11 protein-coding genes are annotated in these 21,969 nt (G+C 70.9%); 9 read left to right on the top strand and 2 right to left on the bottom strand.

The genetic code is table 11. The features are described from left to right. Positions 1-7: 7 nt before the first annotated feature. On the bottom strand, positions 8-2,656 hold the full coding sequence (locus NFR93_RS08075; RefSeq protein ID WP_251451764.1) for an ATP-binding protein: 2,649 nt from the start codon (positions 2,654-2,656) through the stop codon (positions 8-10). 166 nt (positions 2,657-2,822) lie between these two features. On the opposite strand from NFR93_RS08075, the gene NFR93_RS08070 reads away from it, so the two are divergent. The 4 genes from NFR93_RS08070 to NFR93_RS08055 all read left to right on the top strand — a co-directional run bounded on the left by NFR93_RS08070 (position 2,823) and on the right by NFR93_RS08055 (position 11,640). Further along, positions 2,823-3,182, top strand: coding sequence for a hypothetical protein (locus NFR93_RS08070; RefSeq protein WP_251451762.1), 360 nt, complete (start codon positions 2,823-2,825; stop codon positions 3,180-3,182). Between the two features lie 285 nt (positions 3,183-3,467). Beyond that, the gene (gene rpoB, locus NFR93_RS08065; RefSeq protein ID WP_251451759.1) at positions 3,468-6,962 is read left to right on the top strand and encodes a DNA-directed RNA polymerase subunit beta; all 3,495 of its coding nucleotides are present in this window, start codon (positions 3,468-3,470) and stop codon (positions 6,960-6,962) included. Positions 6,963-7,033: 71 nt separating this feature from the next. After that, the gene (gene rpoC / locus NFR93_RS08060; RefSeq protein WP_251451756.1) at positions 7,034-10,906 is read left to right on the top strand and encodes a DNA-directed RNA polymerase subunit beta'; all 3,873 of its coding nucleotides are present in this window, start codon (positions 7,034-7,036) and stop codon (positions 10,904-10,906) included. A 122-nt stretch (positions 10,907-11,028) separates the two neighbouring features. Further along, positions 11,029-11,640: a hypothetical protein gene (locus NFR93_RS08055; RefSeq protein ID WP_251451753.1), complete on the top strand. Its 612-nt coding sequence runs from the start codon at positions 11,029-11,031 to the stop codon at positions 11,638-11,640. An 18-nt stretch (positions 11,641-11,658) separates the two neighbouring features. On the opposite strand, the gene NFR93_RS08050 is transcribed toward NFR93_RS08055, so the two are convergent. After that, positions 11,659-12,270, bottom strand: coding sequence for a hypothetical protein (locus NFR93_RS08050; protein ID WP_251451751.1), 612 nt, complete (start codon positions 12,268-12,270; stop codon positions 11,659-11,661). Positions 12,271-12,407: 137 nt separating this feature from the next. Here NFR93_RS08050 and NFR93_RS08045 point away from each other — a divergent pair, with 137 nt between their 5' ends. The 5 genes from NFR93_RS08045 (at position 12,408) to NFR93_RS08025 (ending at position 21,945) form a co-directional block, all read left to right on the top strand. Beyond that, complete coding sequence (locus NFR93_RS08045; RefSeq protein ID WP_251451748.1) at positions 12,408-13,487, top strand: ABC transporter; 1,080 nt, start codon at positions 12,408-12,410, stop codon at positions 13,485-13,487. Then, entirely contained in the window at positions 13,484-13,972 is a 489-nt protein-coding gene (locus NFR93_RS08040) for a DUF6121 family protein (RefSeq protein WP_251451745.1), read from the top strand. Before NFR93_RS08045 ends, NFR93_RS08040 begins: the two co-directional genes overlap by 4 nt. A gap of 79 nt (positions 13,973-14,051) precedes the next feature. Continuing rightward, a complete protein-coding gene (locus NFR93_RS08035) occupies positions 14,052-14,708 on the top strand; it encodes a spermidine/putrescine ABC transporter substrate-binding protein (RefSeq protein ID WP_251451743.1) in 657 nt (218 codons plus the stop codon). Between the two features lie 128 nt (positions 14,709-14,836). Then, the gene (locus NFR93_RS08030) at positions 14,837-15,970 is read left to right on the top strand and encodes a serine/threonine-protein kinase (RefSeq protein WP_251451741.1); all 1,134 of its coding nucleotides are present in this window, start codon (positions 14,837-14,839) and stop codon (positions 15,968-15,970) included. Next, positions 15,970-21,945 (top strand): Ig-like domain-containing protein, encoded by a 5,976-nt coding sequence (locus NFR93_RS08025; protein ID WP_251452964.1) that lies wholly within the window; start codon positions 15,970-15,972, stop codon positions 21,943-21,945. Before NFR93_RS08030 ends, NFR93_RS08025 begins: the two co-directional genes overlap by 1 nt. Positions 21,946-21,969 lie beyond the last annotated feature (24 nt).

Genomic DNA, 21,969 nt, shown 5'->3' with positions numbered 1-21,969 from the left:
CCTGGCCCTAAGCATCGCGCGCCGCTACCGCCTGCGTCAGGCCACCCGACGCGCCGGCTGCGCTCCCGGCGGCCTTCCGCGCGCCGACCGCGTAGTCCGCGACCTCGTGCAGGGAGTACTCGCGCCCTCGCGCGAGCGCCGCCGCGAGTCGGCGTCGGTCCTCCTCGCCGTGCGCCGCCCGTTCGAGATAGCCGGTGTGGTAGACGAAGGCCGGCAGGTCGAACATCGTCACCCGCTGCCGGATCGTCTCGGCGGCACCGGCGAGGACGCCGGCCCGGTCGAGGTCGCCTGCCACGGCCGCGATGGCGCCCAGTCCCTCGATCGCATACGCCACGCCCTCGTCGTGGGCGAGGCCGAGCGAAAGCCCCAGCGACGCGGTGAACGTGGCTGCCGCGCCCTCGGTGTCTCCCGAGAACAGCTGCATGCGACCGATGTGGTGCATCGCGATCGACTCGGTGAGGCTGTCGCCTCCTGCCGTCGCCGCGGACAGGGCCTCGCTGAAACGGGCGGTCGCCGCGTCCACGTCGCCCATGGCGAGGGACAGGCGCCCGAGGGCCACGAGCGAGAGCGCCTCTCCCCACCGGTGGCCTCCCTCCCTGAAGGCCGCGACGCTCTGGGTCAGCTCCTCGACGGCGCGCGCGACATCGGCATCCGGGCGAGCCGCACGCGAGAGCCCGGAACCACCCAGCGTGATGGCGACGCCCAGTCGATCGCCGGTCTGCGCGAACAGGTCCGCGACGGATTCGAAGCGCGCGACGGGGTCCGCGCCCGCCGTGTTCCACATCTCGGCCCACGCGATGTAGAACCTCGCCACGGCGACCGCGTGCGTCGACGCCTCCGGCGCGCGCTCCAGCAGCTCCGTCATCCACAGGCTGAGTTCGGCGAAGTATCCCCGCAGCCACCAGTAGAGGAACATCGGGAAGGCCAGCTCGGTGGCCTCCTCGGCATCCCGCTTCGCCACGAGGTGACGCATCGAGGCGCGCAGGTTGGCGCGCTCGAGGGTGAGCCGCCGTGTCGCTTCGCCCTGACCGGGCCCCGTCAGCTCGGGCGCCAGGCGTCGGATCAGGTCGGCGTAGTAGCCCGCGTGCGCGTCGCGGACCTGGTCGAGCCGCCCGTGCTCGGCGAGCTGCTCGAGGCCGTATTCGCGCACCGTCGCCAACAGGGAGAACACGGGCCGGCCGTCGGCGTCCTCCTGGCGTACGAGCGAGCTGTCGATCAGCTCGCCCAGGCGCTCGATCGCGAAGCCGTCCCACGATCGACCGCGTCCGACCGCCTCGACCGCTTCGAGCGTGAAGCCCGCCGAGAACACGGCCAGGTCGAACAGGAGGTCGCGCACGGGGGCGTCGAGCAGCTGCGTCGACCACTCGATCGTCGAGCGCAGGGTGCGCTGCCGGGCGGGCAGGTCGCGCGGCGCTTCCAGCAGCGACATGAGCGACCCGCCCAGGCGCTGCAGGATGCTCGCCGGGGTGAGGACGCGGACGCACGCGGCGGCGAGTTCGATCGCGAGCGGCAAGCCCTCGAGCTCGCGGCAGATGCCGACCACGGCGGGCAGGTTGGTCCCGCTGAGCGCGAAGTCCGGCCGCACGGCGCGAGCGCGCTCGACGAACAGCCGGACGGCGGCGGACCCGGCGGCTCGCGTCATGGAATCGGGGTCGGCCGGATCGGAGGTGAGCAGCGGCGGCACCTCGACGACGCGCTCGCCGCGCAGGCGGAGGATGGTGCGGCTCGTGACGAGGAACGTGATCGTCGGGGCGAGGGAGTACAGGCCCACCAGTGTCGGGGCGGCGTCGACGAGCTGTTCGAAGTTGTCGAGGACGATCAGCATCCGCCGACCGTCCAGCGCCACGGCGAGCCGGTCCTCGAGGGACTGCTCCCCGGTGTCGCGGATGCCGAGTCCGTACGCGATGCTCGGCAGCAGGAGCGCCGGCTCGGTCACGTTCTCGAGGGCGATGAACGCCGCGCCGTCCGGGAACGTCCCGGTCGTGGCCGAGGCGATCTCGATGGCCAGTCGGCTCTTGCCGACGCCGCCGGGACCGAGCAGGGTGACGAGGCGATTGGACGTGTCGGCCAGCAGCGCTGTCACCGCGGCGACCTCGTCCTCGCGACCGATCAGCCGGGTGTAGGCGGAGGGGATGCGCGCCGCGACGGCCGGAGCCGCAGCCGGGGCGCGGGAGGCGTCGAAGCGCTCGGCGAGCAGCGTCGCCAGGTCGGCCTCGATCAGCTCCGCGAGCTCGGTCGTCGTCTCGAAGCTCTTGTACGACGCCGTGTCGTCGGACTGGATGCGGTGGATGAGGTCGTCGAGGCGCGCTTCGCGCGGGCCGTCGATCGCCTTCACGTAGATGAGCTTGGGCATCCGGCCGGGGGCCAGCACGTACTCGTCCTCGAGCCCCGAGATCGTCTCGCCCGGCGCGACCCACCCGTAGTTGTGCGCGTAGATGCCGACGAACACGTCGCTCTGCTCGAGGTAGGACCGGTACAGCGCCCGCGGCGGATGCGGCCTCGCGCCGAGCTCGAACATGACCGGCGCCAGGCGCAGCCGCTCGATCGCCGTGCGCGCCGCGCGCCTGTCCTCCTCGAGCTCGCGCAGGGTCGAGCTGACGAAGACCCGGATCCGCTGGTCGGGCGTGCGGATCACAGGCGGATGATCCCCGGTCATGAGCATCATTGTGGCGGAGGACCGGAAGCGGTTCCAGCACCAGTCCTCCCGGATCGCCGACCCCCCTTACGCCGGGCCGTGCTCGGGAGTACTGTGCGGGCTGGCGGCACGGGAGCCGCTGGGTCGAGGCGACACTGGGGCCGCCCTCGGCGAAAGGTGGAGAACGATGATGAAGCGTGCATCGATCGTGTGCGTCGTGGCGCTGGGGCTGGTCCTCGGCAGCGGCGGCGCCGCGATGGCGGGCGAGACCCGCGGCAACGGCACCGACAACGAGAACAACGGGCAGGCGCGGTCGGCCTGTCACTACTCCGGCCTCGACGTCGCGGACGCCGGCGAGGGCAACCCTCCCGGGCTCGACGACGACGCCGTCGGCATGCGGGGGAATCAGGCGCCCGGCGGCGAGGAGCGCTATCACGGCGTCCAGAACTGGGGCGCTTTCGTGCAGTTCGGCGCGAGCGGCGACCTCATCGAGATGGGGCTCCACCCGGGCATGGCCTGCCGCGGCAACGCCGTCTTCGAGGAGTAGATCGCACCCGCACCGAGCGGCCGTCTCCCGCGCGAAGCGGGGGGCGGCCGTCGCGGTTATACCGCAGCATCCGGATCTTTTCAAGAATCGAGTGGACACGGCGCGTCCGGAGACGTATAGTTGGTAGTTGCGCTCTTGGATTCCCCCTGCCCTCATATGGTGGTCGGCTGTGTCCGTATGTCCCCGTTGAAAAGCGGTGCGTGACGTGCGGGCTTCGGGGACGATCGAGCACTCCACCTGACGACAAGGAAACGAGCCCCACCCGGGCCCACGGAGGTAATCCCCTTGGCTGCTGCGCGCAACGCATCCACCACCACCACCCTCAAGAACGGACGCGGAGCTTCCCGTCTCTCGTTCGCCAAGATCTCCGACACGCTGGAGGTCCCCGACCTTCTGGCGCTGCAGACGGAATCCTTCGACTGGCTCGTCGGCAACGACGCCTGGAAGCAGCGCCTCGCCGAGGCGCAGGCCGCCGGGCGCACCGACATCGCCCTCAAGAGCGGACTCGAGGAGATCTTCGAGGAGATCTCGCCCATCGAGGACCTCAGCGAGACGATGCAGCTGTCGTTCACGAACCCCTACCTCGAGCCCGAGAAGTACTCCATCGAGGAGTGCAAGGAGCGCGGCAAGACCTACGCCGCCCCGCTGTACGTCGAGGCCGAGTTCATGAACCACCAGACCGGTGAGATCAAGACGCAGACGGTCTTCATGGGCGACTTCCCGCTCCAGACCGACAAGGGCACGTTCATCATCAACGGCACCGAGCGTGTCGTCGTCTCGCAGCTCGTCCGCTCGCCGGGCGTCTACTTCGACAAGACCCCCGACAAGACCTCCGATAAGGACATCGTGTCGGCGCGCGTCATCCCGAGCCGCGGTGCGTGGCTCGAGTTCGAGATCGACAAGCGCGACCAGGTCGGCGTGCGCATCGACCGCAAGCGCAAGCAGTCGGTCACGGTCTTCCTGAAGGCCCTCGGTCTCACGAGCGAGGACATCCTCAACGAGTTCGCCGGCTTCGACTCGATCGAAGAAACCCTGTCGAAGGACACGATCCTCACCAAGGAGGACGCGCTCCGCGACATCTACCGCAAGCTCCGTCCGGGCGAGCAGGTCGCCGCCGAGGCCGCCCGCGCGCTGCTGGACAACTTCTACTTCAACCCGAAGCGCTACGACCTGGCCAAGGTGGGTCGCTACAAGATCAACCAGAAGCTCGGTCTCGACGCCCCGCTGTCGGACTCGGTGCTGACGGTCGACGACATCGTCGCCACGATCAAGTACCTGGTGCGCCTGCACCGCGGCGACGCCACGTTCGAGGGCACGCGGGGCGGCAAGACCGCCGAGATCCGCATGGACATCGACGACATCGACAACTTCGGCAACCGTCGCATCCGCGCCGTCGGCGAGCTCATCCAGAACCAGGTCCGCACCGGTCTGTCGCGCATGGAGCGCGTCGTCCGCGAGCGCATGACCACGCAGGACATCGAGGCGATCACGCCCCAGACGCTCATCAACGTGCGTCCGGTCGTCGCGGCGATCAAGGAGTTCTTCGGAACCTCCCAGCTGTCGCAGTTCATGGACCAGAACAACCCGCTGGCGGGTCTGACCCACAAGCGGCGTCTGTCGGCGCTCGGCCCCGGCGGTCTGTCGCGTGAGCGCGCCGGCGTCGAGGTCCGTGACGTCCACCCCTCGCACTACGGCCGCATGTGCCCGATCGAGACCCCGGAAGGCCCGAACATCGGCCTCATCGGCTCGCTCGCGTCGTTCGCGCGCATCAACTCGTTCGGCTTCATCGAGACCCCGTACCGCAAGGTCGTCGGCGGTCGGGTGACCGACGAGATCGAGTACCTCACCGCCAGCCAGGAGGACGACTTCATCGTCGCCCAGGCCAACGCGCCGCTGAAGGCGGACGGGCACTTCGCCGAGGACCGCGTCCTGGCCCGCTCCAAGGGCGGCGAGGTCGACCTCATCCCCGCCGAGGAGATCGGCTACATGGACGTCTCGCCGCGCCAGATGGTGTCGGTGGCGACCTCGCTCATCCCCTTCCTCGAGCACGACGACGCCAACCGCGCCCTCATGGGTGCGAACATGCAGCGTCAGGCCGTCCCGCTTCTGCGCAGCGAGTCGCCGGTGGTCGGCACGGGCATGGAGGGCTACGCCGCGATCGACGCCGGTGACGTGCTCACCGCCGACAAGGCCGGCGTGGTGCTCGAGGTCTCGGCCGACGTCGTGACCGTGCAGCTGGACGAGGGCGGCACGCAGGACTACTTCCTGCGCAAGTTCGACCGCTCGAACCAGGGCACGTCCTACAACCAGCGCGTCATCGTCTCGGCGGGCGACCGCATCGAGGCCGGCGAGGTCATCGCCGACGGTCCCGCGACCGAGAACGGCGAGCTCGCCCTCGGCAAGAACCTCCTCGTGGCGTTCATGACGTGGGAGGGTCACAACTTCGAGGACGCGATCATCCTCAGCCAGGACCTCGTGAAGGACGACACGCTCTCCTCGATCCACATCGAGGAGTACGAGGTCGACGCCCGCGACACGAAGCTCGGCAAGGAGGAGATCACCCGTGATCTCCCCAACGTCAGCCCGGACCTGCTGAAGGACCTCGACGAGCGCGGCATCATCCGCATCGGCGCCGAGGTCCGCCCCGGCGACATCCTGGTCGGCAAGGTCACGCCCAAGGGCGAGACCGAGCTCAGCGCCGAGGAGCGCCTGCTCCGCGCGATCTTCAACGAGAAGAGCCGCGAGGTCCGCGACACGTCGCTGAAGGTGCCCCACGGTGAGCAGGGCACGATCATCGCGGTCAAGGAATTCAACGCCGAGGACGGCGACGACGAGCTCGGCTCCGGTGTCAACCGCCGCGTCGTGGTCTACATCGCCCAGAAGCGCAAGATCACCGAGGGCGACAAGCTCGCCGGCCGTCACGGCAACAAGGGCGTCATCGCCAAGATCCTCCCCGTCGAGGACATGCCCTTCCTCGCCGACGGCACGCCGGTGGATGTCATCCTCAACCCGCTCGGAATCCCCGGTCGCATGAACTTCGGCCAGGTGCTCGAGACCCACCTCGGGTGGATCGCGAAGCAGGGCTGGAAGGTCGAGGGCACCCCCGAATGGGCCGTGCGCCTGCCCGAGGAGGCACGTGAGGCCGCCCCCGGCACGAAGGTGGCGACTCCGGTGTTCGACGGCGCGTTCGAGGAGGAGATCGCGGGTCTGCTCGACTCGACGCTCCCCACGCGTGACGGAGACCGCCTGATCGACTCCACCGGAAAGACGCGTCTGTTCGACGGTCGCTCCGGCGAGCCGTTCCCGGCGCCGATCTCGGTGGGCTACATGTACATCCTGAAGCTCCACCACCTCGTGGACGACAAGATCCACGCGCGCTCGACCGGCCCGTACTCGATGATCACGCAGCAGCCGCTGGGTGGTAAGGCGCAGTTCGGCGGCCAGCGCTTCGGTGAGATGGAGGTGTGGGCACTCGAGGCCTACGGTGCGGCGTACGCGCTGCAGGAGCTCCTGACGATCAAGTCCGACGACATCCTCGGCCGCGTGAAGGTCTACGAGGCGATCGTCAAGGGCGAGAACATCCAGGAGCCCGGCATCCCCGAGTCCTTCAAGGTCCTGATGAAGGAGATGCAGTCGCTCTGCCTGAACGTCGAGGTCCTCTCGGCCGACGGCACGGCGGTCAACCTGCGCGACACCGACGACGACGCCTTCCGTGCGGCGGAGGAACTCGGCATCAACCTCTCCAGCCGTTTCGAGTCCTCGTCGATCGACGAGATCTGATGTCGGCACGCCCGTTCCGCGGGCGGCCCTCTCACCGATCTTTCTAAAGAATTTCCGACACAGGAGAACCAGTGCTCGAGTCAACAACTTTCGATCAGCTTCGCATCGGTCTCGCCACCGCCGACGACATCCGTCGTTGGTCGTTCGGCGAGGTCAAGAAGCCCGAGACCATCAACTACCGCACGCTCAAGCCCGAGAAGGACGGCCTCTTCGGCGAGCAGATCTTCGGACCCAGCCGCGACTGGGAGTGCGCCTGCGGCAAGTACAAGCGCGTCCGCTTCAAGGGCATCGTCTGCGAGCGCTGCGGCGTCGAGGTCACCAAGTCCTCGGTCCGCCGTGAGCGCATGGGCCACATCGAGCTCGCCGCGCCCGTCACCCACATCTGGTACTTCAAGGGCGTCCCGTCGCGTCTGGGCTACCTGCTCGACATGGCGCCGAAGGACCTCGAGAAGGTCATCTACTTCGCCGCCTACATGGTGATCTCGGTCGACGAGGACGCACGCCACCGCGACCTCGCGACGCAGGAGAACAACATCCGCCTCGAGCTCAAGACGCTCGGCGACCGCCGCGACGCGCGCATCGCCTCGCGTCTGGCCAAGCTGGAGGAGGAGCTCGCCACCCTCGAGGAGGAAGGCGCCAAGGCCGACCAGAAGAAGAAGGTCAAGGACGCCGCCGAGAAGGAGATGGCGCAGATCCGCAAGCAGGCGGATGACTCCATCGCCAAGCTCGAGAGGGTGTGGGAGGACTTCCGCACCCTCGAGGTCGGCTCGCTCAAGGGCGAGGACGAGATCTTCCACGAGCTGCAGGACCGCTTCGGCCAGTACTTCGAGGCCCACATGGGCGCCGAGGCCATCAAGCTGCGACTCGAGGCGTTCGACCTCGCGACCGAGGCCGACAACCTGCACCTGCAGATCGCCGAGGGCAAGGGGCAGCGCAAGATCCGTGCGATCAAGCGGCTCAAGGTCGTCAACTCGTTCCTGCAGACCGGCATGAGCCCGGCCGCGATGGTGCTCGACGTCGTCCCGGTCATCCCGCCGGAGCTTCGTCCGATGGTGCAGCTGGACGGTGGCCGCTTCGCGACCTCCGACCTCAACGACCTGTACCGCCGCGTGATCAACCGCAACAACCGCCTCCGTCGCCTGATCGACCTCGGTGCCCCCGAGATCATCGTCAACAACGAGAAGCGGATGCTGCAGGAGGCCGTCGACGCGCTGTTCGACAACGGCCGCCGCGGCCGCCCGGTCACGGGTACCGGCAACCGTGCGCTGAAGTCCCTGAGCGACATGCTCAAGGGAAAGCAGGGTCGGTTCCGCCAGAACCTGCTCGGAAAGCGCGTGGACTACTCGGGCCGTTCGGTCATCGTCGTGGGTCCGCAGCTGAAGCTGCACCAGTGCGGTCTGCCCAAGCAGATGGCCCTGGAGCTGTTCAAGCCGTTCGTGATCAAGCGCCTCATCGACCTCGGCCACTCGCAGAACATCAAGGCCGCCAAGCGCGCCGTCGAGCGCTACCGTCCCGAGGTCTGGGACGTGCTCGAGGAGATCATCCGCGAGCGCCCCGTGCTGCTCAACCGCGCGCCCACGCTCCACCGCCTGGGCATCCAGGCCTTCGAGCCGCAGCTCGTCGAGGGCAAGGCCATCCAGCTGCACCCGCTCGTGTGCGCCGCGTTCAACGCGGACTTCGACGGTGACCAGATGGCCGTGCACCTGCCGCTGTCGGTCGAGGCGCAGGCCGAGGCCCGCATCCTGATGCTCGCCTCGAACAACATCCTGAAGCCGTCCGACGGCCGCCCGGTGACCCTGCCTTCGCAGGACATGATCATCGGTCTGCACCACCTGACCACGGTCAAGGAGGGCGCAGCCGGCGAGGGCCGTGTGTTCGGCTCGGTGTCCGAGGCGATCCTGGCCAAGGACGAGGGCACCCTCGACCTGCAGGCCAAGGTCCGCATCCGCATCCCGGGTCTGGCCTTCCTCGAGGGCGACGCTCCCGACGGCTACGAGCGACACGGTCTCGTGGACGCCTCGCTCGGCCAGGCGATCTTCAACGACGCGCTCCCCAAGGGCTACCCGTTCGTGCGCGAGCAGGCGGACAAGGGCAAGCTGTCGCAGATCGTCAACAAGCTGGCCGAGGAGTACCCCAAGGTCGAGGTCGCCGCGACGCTGGACCGCATCAAGGACGCCGGCTTCTACTGGGCCACGCGCTCGGGTGTCACGGTGGCGCTGAGCGACATCCTCACGCCGCCGAGCAAGAAGGAGATCGTCGCCAAGCACGAGAAGGCCGCGGCGAAGGCCCAGGCGCAGTTCGAGAAGGGCCTCACCACCGACGCCGAGCGTCGTCAGGAGCTCATCAAGATCTGGACCGAGGCGACCGACGAGGTCCAGGTGGCGATGCGGGAGAACTTCCCCGAGGACAACACCATCAACCGCATGGTCTCGTCCGGCGCCCGTGGTAACTGGCTGCAGATCCGGAACATCGCCGGTATGCGAGGCCTGGTGAACAACCCCAAGGGTGAGATCATCCCGCGTCCGATCATCTCCTCGTACCGCGAGGGCCTGTCGGTGGCCGAGTACTTCATCGCCACGCACGGTGCCCGAAAGGGTCTGGCCGACACCGCGCTGCGCACCGCCGACTCGGGTTACCTGACCCGTCGTCTGGTGGACGTCTCGCAGGACGTCATCATCCGCGAAGAGGACTGCGGCACGTCCAAGGGTCTCGAGATGCCGATCGCCGCGGTCGGCTCGGACGGCGTGCTCGTGCGGGACCCGAACGCCGAGAACTCGGTGTTCGCCCGCACCCTGGCAGTCGACGTCGTCGACGAGAAGGGCGAGGTCCTTCTGGCCGCCGGCTCCGACGTCGGCGACCCGGAGATCAACCAGCTCATCGAGTCGGGCGTCGAGACCATCAAGGTGCGGTCCGTCCTCACCTGCGACTCGGCCGTCGGTGTCTGCGCGCTCTGCTACGGCCGCTCGCTGGCCACCGGTTCGCTGGTGGACATCGGCGAGGCCGTCGGCATCATCGCCGCCCAGTCGATCGGTGAGCCGGGAACGCAGCTCACGATGCGTACCTTCCACACCGGTGGTTCGGCTTCGGCCGACGACATCACGCAGGGTCTGCCCCGCGTGCAGGAGCTGTTCGAGGCGCGCACCCCGAAGGGTGCCTCCCCGATCGCCGAGGCGGACGGTCGCATCACGATCGACGAGACCGACAAGAGCAAGAAGGTCATCCTCACGCCCGACAACGGCGACGAGCCGCACGTCTACCCCGTGCTCAAGCGCGCGACGCTGCTGGTCGAGGACGGCCAGCACGTCACGGTCGGCCAGCCGATCCTCGTCGGCACGCTCGACCCCAAGGAGGTCATGCGTGTCATGGGCGCCCGCGAGGTTCAGAAGTACCTCGTCGGCGGCGTGCAGGGCGTGTACCGGTCGCAGGGTGTGCCGATCCACGACAAGCACATCGAGGTCATCGTGCGCCAGATGCTGCGGAAGGTCACCGTGGTCGACCACGCCGACACGACGCTGCTCCCGGGTGAGATGGTCGATCTCAAGCGCTACCAGGCGATCAACCGTGCGGCCGTGGCCGAGGGCAAGCGCCCCGCGTCGGGTCGTCCGGAGCTGATGGGCATCACCAAGGCGTCGCTGGCGACCGAGTCGTGGCTGTCGGCCGCCTCGTTCCAGGAGACGACCCGCGTGCTCACCCAGGCGGCCATGGAGGGCAAGAGCGACCCGCTGGTCGGCCTCAAGGAGAACGTCATCATCGGAAAGCTCATCCCCGCCGGAACCGGACTTGCGAAGTACCGCAACGTCACGGTCGAGGCTACGGAGGAGGCCAAGAGCGAGCGGTACCCCAACCGCATCTTCGCCTCGGACGGCGCCTACTCGGACGCCGACCTGAGCTACGTCGACTTCGACAGCTTCACCACCGACGACTTCTCGGGCAACTACAACTGAGTCCGCCCCCCAGAAGTCCATAGACGCAGGGCCCCGGTTTCACGACCGGGGCCCTGCGTCGTCCTGCGCGCCGTGTCGCGGCATCCGATGCGGTCCCGCTTACCGTGGAAGGGGAGGTGGGGATGGCTCGCACGGGCGGACGCAGCACGTGGATCGCGGTGCCCGCGATCCTGGCGTGCTTCGCGGTCGTGGGCGTGCTCGGGTGGCTCGCGATGCCGATGTTCCCCGTGGCGGCGGCGTGGGTGGGCGACAGCCTGCGCGGCGCCAGCGAACGGGCCGCGCAGGCGCCGGAGCCACCGGCCTCGCAGATCCTCGACCTGGATGCCGTCGACTGCCGCGGGCTGTATCCGGACGCGCTCTGGTCCGAGCTCACCTGGACGTCGGGGGTGATCCTCCGCCAGGACCGCGGGGTGCCCGAGACCGCGGCCGGCTCGGTCGCCGAGGCGCTGGCGCCGCAGGTGCGGGTGACCTGCCGGTGGACCCGCGAGCAGCCGGGCTCGATCGTGACGACCCTGGCCTCGGTCGATCCCGCCGTGACGCCGATCGCCGAGGCGGCGCTGGGTTCGCAGGGTTTCGCGTGCGAGTCGTCCTCCGTGGCACTCACCTGCACGCGCGAGCAGGGCCGCGTGCGCGAAGAGCACACGCTCATCGACGGGCTGTGGCTGTCGAGCGTCGAGACACGGTGGATGCCGGAGGACTACGGTGCGCGACTGGACGCGCACATCTTCGGGTGAGAACCCGCGGCCCGGCGGTCAGGACGCGAACAGGCTCGCCACGACGGCGTCGGTGTACCCGGCCGGGGCGAGGTTGGAGTAGCTCGTGTCGATGAGGAGATCGTCGCGCCAGAACAGCGTCCGTCCGTCGACGACGGGATAGGTCTCGTTCTCCCAGGACTTCTCGCACCTCGTGCCGCCGTCGGGCGTGTAGCAGGTGAAGTCCTCGTCGTCGGCCAGAGCGTTGAGCAGGTCCAGCGCGGGCCCGCGCGACATCCGGCTGATCGTGGTCGTGAGATGGGTCGTGTCGGCGGCGGGGTCGGCCCAGACGCACACGAGGCTTCCGTCCGGCTGGGGGCCCGAGGGGCCGAACGCCGGGTCGTTCAGCGGGACGTCCTCCAGCTGCGCCAGCACCTCGGCGCTCAGGATCGCGCGGCAGTCGGTGGGGATGCGCACGGCCGCCTCGGGCGACGCCGACGGGTCCGCGGCCACCGTGGCGATCGGAGTCGGCTCGGGCGCGGGGGGCGACGCCGTCGCCGCGCTCCCGCCGGACTCCTCGGGGGCACATCCCGCGAGCAGGATGCCGGCGAGCACGGCCGCCGCCGCGATCACCGCGGCGCGCGCCGTGATCGGAGTCGACAGCGACGTCATGGTGCACACGATAGTCACCTCGGCGCGGCGAATCACGCGCCCCGCCTGGGAATCCTGCGGCACGCCTGCGCGGTCCGAGCCCTTCCGGCGGCTACCCTCGCACTGCGGGGAGGGCCCCTGCGTGAGGAGTGCATCCGATGAGTGACCCGAAGTCGTCGTACGGCGAGCCGGTCGAAGAGCCCACGCCTGCGGACGAGGACGTCGTCGGTCGGGCCAACCAGGGCCTGGCGGACGCCGAAGCCGCCCGCCGCGACGCCGCGACCGACCAGGCCGCCGTCGATTCCGCACCCGCCGACGAGACCCACCACACGCCCGACACCGCCGGTGCGGCATCCACCCACCCGGACGACGCGTACAGCGCCTCCACCCCAGACGCGTATGCCCCGCAGGCCGACGAGCCGGCATCCTCGGTCCACACCTCCGCCTACGACGCGCCCGCCGCCTCGGCCCACGACGCGTCCGGCTCCGATCGCTCATGGGACGCGCCCGCCGTCACCGCGAGCGAGCCCTCGGGCGAGCACCACGAGCACGACGCGTACGACCGGCGCGACGCGCACCCCGCGCCGGCACCGGCCGATGACGCCGCCCTCGCCGGCGGAACCGCTGCCGGCGCCGCGACCGCCGGCGCCGCGACCGCGTCGTACGGCGGCCAGCCCATCTTCGTGCAGGCGCCCGAGGCGCCGCGTCCGCGCGGCAACCGTGCGGCGGCGGCCGGGATCGGCCTGCTCGCTGCCCTGGTGTTCGGCCTCCTCTACCTCGGTGCCTGGCTCGGGATCGGCGCGCTCGAAGGCGACGTCGATGCCGCGAACGTCGGCGCCACGGCGCTCGCGGCGCTCGGCACCTTCTCGCTCTGGGTGCCGGTCGTGGTCTTCTTCCTCGCCTTCTGGCTGCTCGGCGCAGCGATCAACCGCGGCCGCTGGGGTCTGTGGGTGATCCTCGGCCTCCTCGTCGGACTCGCCGCGTACGGCGGACACCTGCTGGGACAGCTCTTCCAGGCCCCCTTCTGGATGCTGACCGCGTCCGAGGCCTCGGACCTGCTGGAGGGTCAGCTGCTGGCGCCGCTGGCGATCGCGGCCTTCGTCTTCGCCCGTGAGCTCACGATCTGGTTCGGCGCGTGGGTCGCCTCGCGCGGCAAGCGCGTGACCGAATTGAACATCGCCGCGCAGCGGGAGTACGAGCGCACGCTCGAGGCGGGGCCCCAGCTGGTCCGTCCGTGACGTCGCAACGCGCCGACGGCGACCCCGGGTCCGTGCGACCCGGGGTCGCTCTGGCATTGGCGACCGTGTCGTTCGTCGCGCTCCTCATCTTCGGTCTCGGGATGCTGAGCCTCGGCATGGACGAGGACGTCATCGCCACGCGCGGGCTTGGCCTGGCCCCCGGCGTCGCCGCCACGACTCTGGCGACCCTCGCATTCGCGGCGGGGCTGTGGGCCGGGGTGCGGATGACGCGGCCCTCGTGCGGGGCGGCGGGGTGGTGCGCCGTGGCGAGCTTCCTCGGCTACCTCGCCGGGGTGTGGTTCGGCGCCCTCCTCGGCGGTGCGGGACTCGCGACCGCCGTCGGCGCCGCGGGCGGCGTCGCGACGTCGTGGTTCGGCGTCGTCGTCGCGGTGGTCGGGCTGGTGTGCGGATGGGGCGGGATCGCGCTCGTGCGCACGCGGGCGCGGCGTCCTCGGTGGCCGTGGGAGGACGACGCCGACGAGTGAGGCGTCCGTCGCGGCATCCGCGGGAGAACGATCACCGCGAATCCCGGCGACGGAGGAGCATCGGCGCTACCGTGGGGGTGTGGAGCGCTCGCTCGAGACGCAGGTGAGCCAGGCCGTGGACGCCTGGCTGCGCTGGCTTCCCCGCTGGCAGCCCGCCACCCACCGCGGTCGCGTCGCTCCGTGTCGCCGCTGCTTCGGCTCGCCCGTGCTTTCGGCGGCCGGCCTCGGAGCCGACGTGCCGCACGGCGTGCAGCACGGACTGTCGACCAGGGTGAAGACGATCGTCGATCATGCGGTGGCCGACTACACGGCGCGGAACCTTCCGAGGCTGCAAGCCGAACTCGACCAGCAGGCCGCCCGCAACCGGTCACGCAGCTATCTTCCGGGGGAGGGCCTCGAGCCGGAGTTCGAGGGTCTGCCGCTGGATCCCGACCCGGTCCCCGGAGCTCCGTTCCTGTTCACCATCTCGGGCCTGGCCGAAGAGGTCGACGGCCGGCTTCCCGACCTGCCGCCGCTCAGCGACGAGGCGAAGGCGGCGCTGCGGCAGGAGGTCGGCCTCGCCGACGACTACGCCAACATGGTGGGCCGCGAGGTGTGCGCGGTGCTGCTGCACCATCGCCTGCGCATCCAGGCCGCGGTCGCGACGTACGTCGAACCGCAGATCGAGGCGATGCTCGCCGAGCTGACGCGCTCCCTCGATGCGCCCTTCGACCCGAACGAACCACCCGAGATCTGAGGGCGGTCGGCCGAACCGCTGTGGACAGACCCTGCCGGGGCTCCGCGCTTTGTTAGCATGGGCGGGCTCGCGGGCGCGCACGCGCCCGCGCCCGTCGACTCTCGGCGGCGTTCCCGGGGGGAGGATGGGTGGCGACTCGACTGCCGTCTTCTCCGCCGATCCTGCCCGGCCTGGCCTACATCCGCCCCCTCGGCTCCGGCGGATTCGCCGACGTCTTCCTCTACGAGCAGGACATGCCCCGTCGCGACGTCGCGGTGAAGGTGCTCCCGAGCGACATCGGCGATCCCGAGCTTCGCCGCATGTTCAACGCCGAGGCCGACGTCCTGGCGCACCTGTCGGCGCACCCCGCGATCGTCACGGTGTACCAGGCGGGGATATCGGCCGACGGTCGGCCGTACATCTCGATGGAGTTCTGCCCGGGCTCGCTCGCCCAGCGCTACCGCATCGAGCGGATGCCGGTGGAAGAGGTGCTCGCGATCGGCGTGCGCATGGCGAGCGCCCTGGAGTCGGCGCACCGGGCCGGTCTCATCCACCGCGACGTCAAGCCGAGCAACATCCTGATCACCACGTTCGGCGCCCCGGTGCTCGCGGATTTCGGCATCTCGTCGTCGCTGGCCCGCGCGGGATCGGGCGAGGTGCTGGCGATGTCGATCCCGTGGAGCGCGCCCGAGGTGATCGCCGAGCAGACGTCGGGCACGGTCGCCAGCGAGGTGTGGAGCCTGGGGGCCACGGTGTACTCCCTTCTGGCCGGGCACAGCCCGTTCGAACGGCGTGAGCGCGGACAGAACTCCCGCGACCAGCTGCGCCGCCGCATCGCCCGCGCGACCTACACCGAGATCGCTCGGTCCGACGTGCCGCCATCGCTGCAGACCGTGCTCGCCACCGCGATGAGCCGCGACCCCGCCCGTCGGCACGCCTCGGCGCTGGCGTTCGCCGACGCGCTGCGCGATGTGCAGGCCGAGCTCGGTCTGGCGCGCACGCCGGTGGAGGTGCCGACCGACGGCTGGGCCCCGGCGGCCCGCGGTGTCGACTTCGACGACAGCGACCTGCGCGGCCCCGCCCGCAGCCGCATCGAGCGCGACGTGCGGCGGAAGCTGCGGCCGGGCGTCGACGTCACGTCGTACGCGCGCGATGAGGACACCGAGATCTCGGCACCCGACCGCCCCCGTCGCCGGCTTCTGCCGTGGGGGGTCGCTGCCGCGGTCGTGGGCATCGCCGGGGCGGGCGTGGTCGGAACGCTCCTCCTGACGGGCGCCTGGTGATGCGGCGGCGCACGCTCGCCGGCGTCGTCGCCGGCACCGCCGCCCTCGCCGTGGTCATCGTCGCCGGTGTGGTGTGGCCGGGGCTCGACGCCCGCGAGACCCCCGACGTCGACACGGCGGTGTGGGCGCTGCAGACCGGCGACGGCCGGCGATACGCGCGGGTGAACACCGCGATCGGCGAGCTCGACACCGTCCGCAGCATCAGCAATCCGAGCCAGGTGGTCCACGGCGCCGACGGCGCGTTCCTCTTCAGCGACAGCTTCAGCAAGCTCGTCGAGATCGACCCGGCCCTTCCCGTCGACCTCGACGACGAGGCGCTGCGGGATGCCGCATCCACACCCGCTGGGACGACCGACGTCGTCGTCGCCGGAGACTTCGTGGCGTACCGCACCGACGCCGGGACGGTCTTCGCCGGACGCCTCGCCGACGGCGGCGCGGTGCAGGTCGAGCCGTTCCCCGAGTCGGACGAGGACGCGCCGGCGTACGTCGCCGATGCCATCGCGGTGGACGAGCGCGGCGTTCTGCTGGCGTACTCGAGCGCGGACGGCTCGGTGATCCGCTACGACATCCCCGGCGGCGCCCTCATCGAGCGCGATGCGGTCGCAGCCTCGGGACTCACGGCGCCGGCGGTCACCGGCGCGGGCGCGGCGTGGGTGCTCGTCGACACCGACGACGGCGACGTGTGGACGGCGGGCTCGGATGCCGCGGTCGCGGTCCCGTCGACCGGCACGGTCGTGGTCAGCGAACCGGCCACCGGGGGCGACGCGGTGTACCTGGCCGACGAGACCTCGCTCGTGCGCGTGGCGACCGACGGGTCCGGTGCCGAGATCGTGACCGGCACCGGGACCACGGTGCTCGGCACCCCCGCCCGCCCGATCGTGCACGACGGAGAGGTGTTCGCCGCGTGGGTCGCGCAGGGAGCCCTGGGCGGCGTGCTGTGGTCCTCGCGCACCGGGCCGTCGGCGCTGGACTACGGGGACGAGGAGCTGCCCGACGACCGACGGCCGGTGTTCGTCGAGAGCGGGTCTGCAGTCATCCTCAACGAGACCCGCACCGGCTGGGTGTGGACGGTGCCCGACGGTGCGCTCGTCCCCTCGAGCCAGGACTGGTCGCTCGATGACCGGACCGACCCCGAGGCGGTGCCGAGCGACGAGCAGCTGAGCGTCGTGATCGACCCCAAGCAGCCGATCGCCGAGCCGGACGCGTTCGGGGTGCGCGCGGGCGCTCTCGCCTCGCTCCCGGTGCTGATGAACGACCACGATCCCAACGAGGACGTGCTCGCGATCGACCCGGAGTCCGTCACCGGCCTGGACCCCGGTTTCGGTGTCGTCACGATCACCGACGACGGCCAGCGGCTGGCGGTGCGGGTGCTGCCCGGCGCGAGCGGATCGGCGAGCTTCTCGTACGCCGTGACCGACGGCACCTCGGCGGAGGGTCTGCGCTCGGAACCGGCGAGGGTGACCCTCGCGGTGTCGGGCGGCGAAGCGAACGCGGCTCCCGAGTGGTGCGGGGTGGAGCGATGCCTGGTGCAGTGGCCCGAGCCCGAGGTCGCGCGCGGCGGCACCGTGACCGTGCCGGTGCTGCCGGGGTGGGTCGATCCGGACGGCGACCCCCTTCTGCTCCTCGCGGTCGACAACCCTTCCGGGATCGGCAGCGTCGCCGCCTCGCCGGCGGGCGACGTCGTCTATCAGCACAGCGACGACGGCGGCGGCGGCGAGCAGCTCGTCGAGCTCGCGGTGACGGTGGCCGACACCGCCGGGGCGACCGCGGTGAAGCCCCTCGTGATCCGTGTCTCGCCCGAACCGGCCCTGGCGGTGCAGTCGTTCGCCGTCGTCGACACGGTCGATTCCGGGCTCACGGTCGATGTCGCCGCGCACGTCACCGGCACGGCGGGCACGCTGTCGCTGGAGTCGGTCCGGGTGCTCGACGACGCCGCGGTCACGGCGACGGTCGTCGGCGGTTCCACCGCCTTCGACGTCGTGGCCCGCGAGCCCGGCAGCTATCGGGTCGGCTTCACCGTGACGGACGGCACGGCGGATGCCTCCGGCACGGTCCGGATCACGATCCTCGACGCCGACGCGCCGGCACAGCTGGCCACGTCTCCGGTCGTCGCCTTCGTGCACCCGCAGCAGGACGCCACCCTCGACGTCTTCGCCGCGGTGTCCAACCCGACCCGGCGGGTCCTGCTCCTGAGCGACGTGGTGGCGCATCCGGATGCCGGAGCGACGCTGTCCGTCGACGCGGTCGCCCAGAACCACCTGCGCGTGTCCGGATCCACCGCGTCGGGGGCCGCCGGACGGCTGGGCACCGTCACCTATGCAGTGGGCGACGGCACGGAGGACGCCGGAGCCCGGGTCGAGGGCGAGGCGACCGTGTACCTGCTCCCGCCCGCCCCCGAGCTCGCGCCGATCGCGGTGGACGACCGGGCGCTCGTGCGCGCGGGGGCGCAGATCGACATCCCCGTCCTCGACAACGACATCGCGCCCGCCGGGGGCACCCCGCTCCTGGACCCCGCCTCGGTGGCGTCCTCCTCGTCGGACGCCCTCGCCTTCGGCTCCGGCGGCATGCTGCGCTACCTGGCCCCCAGCGAGCCGGGGGACTACACCGTCGAGTACGCCATCTCGACGGTCGGGTCCCCGAGTCTGGTCGACACCGCGACGGTGCGGATCACCGTGCTCGACGACGAGGCCAATCGCGCCCCCCTGCCCGACACCCTCGAGGGACGGGTTCTCAGCGGGCAGTCCACCCTCATCGAGTTCGACGGCTACGGCGCCGACCCCGACGGCGACGTGGTGGCGCTCGACCGCATCGTCTCGCAACCCGATCAGGGAGCGGCCACGATCTCCGCCGACGGCGGTTCCATCCTCTACACGGGGGTGCCCGGAGCCAGCGGACAGGTCTCGTTCCGCTATCGCGTCGTCGATGCGCTCGGCGCCACGGGCGAGGGCACGGTCCGCATCGGCGTGCTCGACGCGCAGTCCAACCCGAGTCCGGTCACCTACACCGACTACGTCCAGGTGCAGGCGGGCGCCGAGAGCGTCATCCGGGTCAGCCCGCTGGCCAACGACGTCGATCCCACCATGGGCGAGCTGGTCCTCACCGACGTCCGGCCCGACCTGCCCGCCGCCCTCGAGGACGGCTCCCCGAATCCCGAGCACACCCGATTGGCCGCCCGCATCCGCAGCGTCGACGACACGATGGCGGTGATCGCGGCCGGCGAGCAGCCGGGCACGATGTCGTTCCTGTACGACGTGGAATCGTCGTCGGGGAACACCGGTCGCGGTCTCATCGTGGTGAGAGTCGTGCGCGAGAGCGTGCCCGATCATCCGGTGGTGACAGACACGGTTCTCACCGCGGAGACCCGTGAGCAGTTCCCGTCGGGGGTGGACGTGCTCGACGGCCATGTGTCCTGGTCGGGCGGTGATCCGGCGGATCTGCGCGTCTCGCTGTGGGGAGAGCCCGACGACGTCGCCGTGGACGGCGTGGAGCTCAGCGGACCGCTTCCCGAGACCACGCGGATCGTGCCGTTCGCCGTGACCGGCGAGGCGTCCTCGGGAGAGGTGACGACCTACGCCTTCCTCCGCATCCCCGGCGACGAGGACCTCGCGTTGGCCCTGCGCTCCGACGCGGAGATGCCCGAGGTGACCGAGCTGGAGTCTGTGGACATCGACATGGCCGCTCTGGTCGCCGCCCCACGGGGCAGCACGATCGAGGTGGGGCCGGACCCGGTGGCCTCCGGTGCCCGTGCCGAAGGCACGTGCGCGGTGGTGACGGCCACGACCGTCCGGTACGACGCGGGCGCGGGTGCGCCGTGGACCGACTCCTGCCGGGTCCCGGTGCGCCTGGCGGGCCAGGAGGACTGGACCTACCTGTCGGTGCCGATCCTGATCCGGGCCCTCGACCCCCAGCCCGAACTGCGGGCGGCGTCGCTGACGGTCGGGCCCGGCGAGACCGCCACCTACGATCTGCGCGACATGACGCGCTGGCAGCTGCGTTCCGACTGGGATGCCGTGTCCTACGCCGTCTCGTACGAGGGCACGGCCTTCGAGGTCACCCAGCGCGGGTCCGCCGTCACCGTCACGGGCGCGGACCGTGCGCTGCCGGGAGCCGAAGAGCTGGCGACGGTCTCGGTGACCAGCCACCCGGACGCCGCGTCCGCGCGCCTCATCCTGCGGGTCGGGGCCGCGCCCTCGGTGCTCCCGCGCGGAGGCACCGTGGAGCGGCAGTGCTCGCAGGCGGCCGGATCCTCGTGCGTCATCGAGGTGGTCGGCGCCGCCGGAGAGGTCAACCCGCTGCCGGGGACCCCGCTCGAGCTCGCCGACGTGCGCGCGACGGGCTCGTGCGTCGGGGTGAGCTTCAGGGTCGCCTCACCGACCGCCGTCGCCGCGTCGTGGGAGGCCGACGCCCCGGGTGCATCGTGCACCGCCGCGTTCTCGGTCCGCGACGCGCAGCAGCGCCGCACCAACGGCGAGCGTGACGGCCGGGTCACGCTCGACCTGCTCGGATTCCCCAAGGCTCCGGCGAGCATCGCACAGACCGGATACGGCGACGGCACCCTCACCCTGCGGGTGGACCCGGGTCCCGCCCGCGAGGCCTACCCCGCACTCACCGGCTTCGTCGTGCGATCGCGCGGCGACGTGGTCGCGCGGTGCGCGTCGGACGGCTCCTGCCCGACGGTGAGCGCCCCGAACGGCGAGGAACGGGAGTACACCGCCGTCGCCGTGAACGCGGTGGGCGATTCCCGATCCGTCGTCCGGACGACCGGCTGGGCCTACGACCCGCCGGCCTCGCCGACAGCGGTCACCGCGCGGGCCGTCGTGACGTCCTCGGGAGACGGCGGGATCGTCGCGCTGCGGATCGAGGGGATCGATACCGCGCAGACGGGAAGCGTCGAGATCACCAGTGCCACCGGAGAGACGGTGTCGGTGCCGGTCGGCCGCGGAGATTCACGGCTCGACGTGCCCGCGTACCGCGTGGGCACGAACTCCCGGACGACGGTCACCGTGACGCCGGTCTCGCGCTTCACCGTCCCGCCCGGACTCGCAGGGACGGTGGCCGGTGCCGGTGCCGAGGTCCAGACCAACGGCATCGGACGCCCCCTGAACCCCCAGCTGACGCTGAGCTCCGTCTCCAACGGCGACGGCACCTCCACGGTGACCGCGCGCGGTACGGCGACCCTGAACGGGGACGGGTCGTCGCTGCGGTACGGGATCGTCCGCGACGGGCTGCCCTGCCTCACCTCGCCGGACGGTGAGACCGCGACGTTCGCGAGTCTGCCCGACGGCGAGGAGTACCGCTACGCGATGTGCGTGGAGTCCCACGCCGACGGCACGTCCTTCGGCCGCGCCACCACGACCGCCACCGTGCAGGCGCAGCAGTCCGGCCGTGCCCCGCGGGGATGGACGTTCGTGGTCGACTCCGTGCCGAACGTGGCGCCCGATCGCGCCGAGTGGGTCATCCGCGCCCAGCCCACGACCACCGAGCGCATCCCCAACAACAACGAGGTCGAGATCTCCGGCGGCCCGCCCACCACCGTCTTCGGCACCGACCCCGGGATCCGGGTCCGCTACGTCCACCGATTCTGGAGTCGGGCGACGCCGTGGGCGACCGTCGTGCCGGCTGCGGGGAGCGCGCCTTATCAGGTGCAGGCCCGGTGGTGGGTGGAGTCCTGCGTGGGCGGAGGCCAGCTGCTTCCGCGGGCCGACTCGTCGAACGACCCCACGGGGGCGAAAGCGTCCGTGACGTTCGGCAACGCCGCGCTGAGGTACTACGACGCCTCCGGTGCGCTGCTGCCGCACACACCCGACACCTGGACCGTGCCCGTGGGCGCCGCGAGCGTGGAGGGCATCGCCGTGACGGCGAACTGGAGCGCGCAGGGCTGGGGCCTCGCCCCGGTCGCGACGTCGTTCTCGGCCTCCTGCACGCCGAATCTGCCGCTCGACGAGCCCGGTCCGCCGGCCGACCCCCAGCCCTGACATCCCACCGACATCTCCGCCGGG

This window comes from Microbacterium sp. Marseille-Q6648 (assembly GCF_943181415.1).
GTDB lineage: Bacteria > Actinomycetota > Actinomycetes > Actinomycetales > Microbacteriaceae > Microbacterium.
Note: the sequence above shows the minus strand (reverse complement) of the source record. Positions and strands in the feature narration are given on the sequence as shown.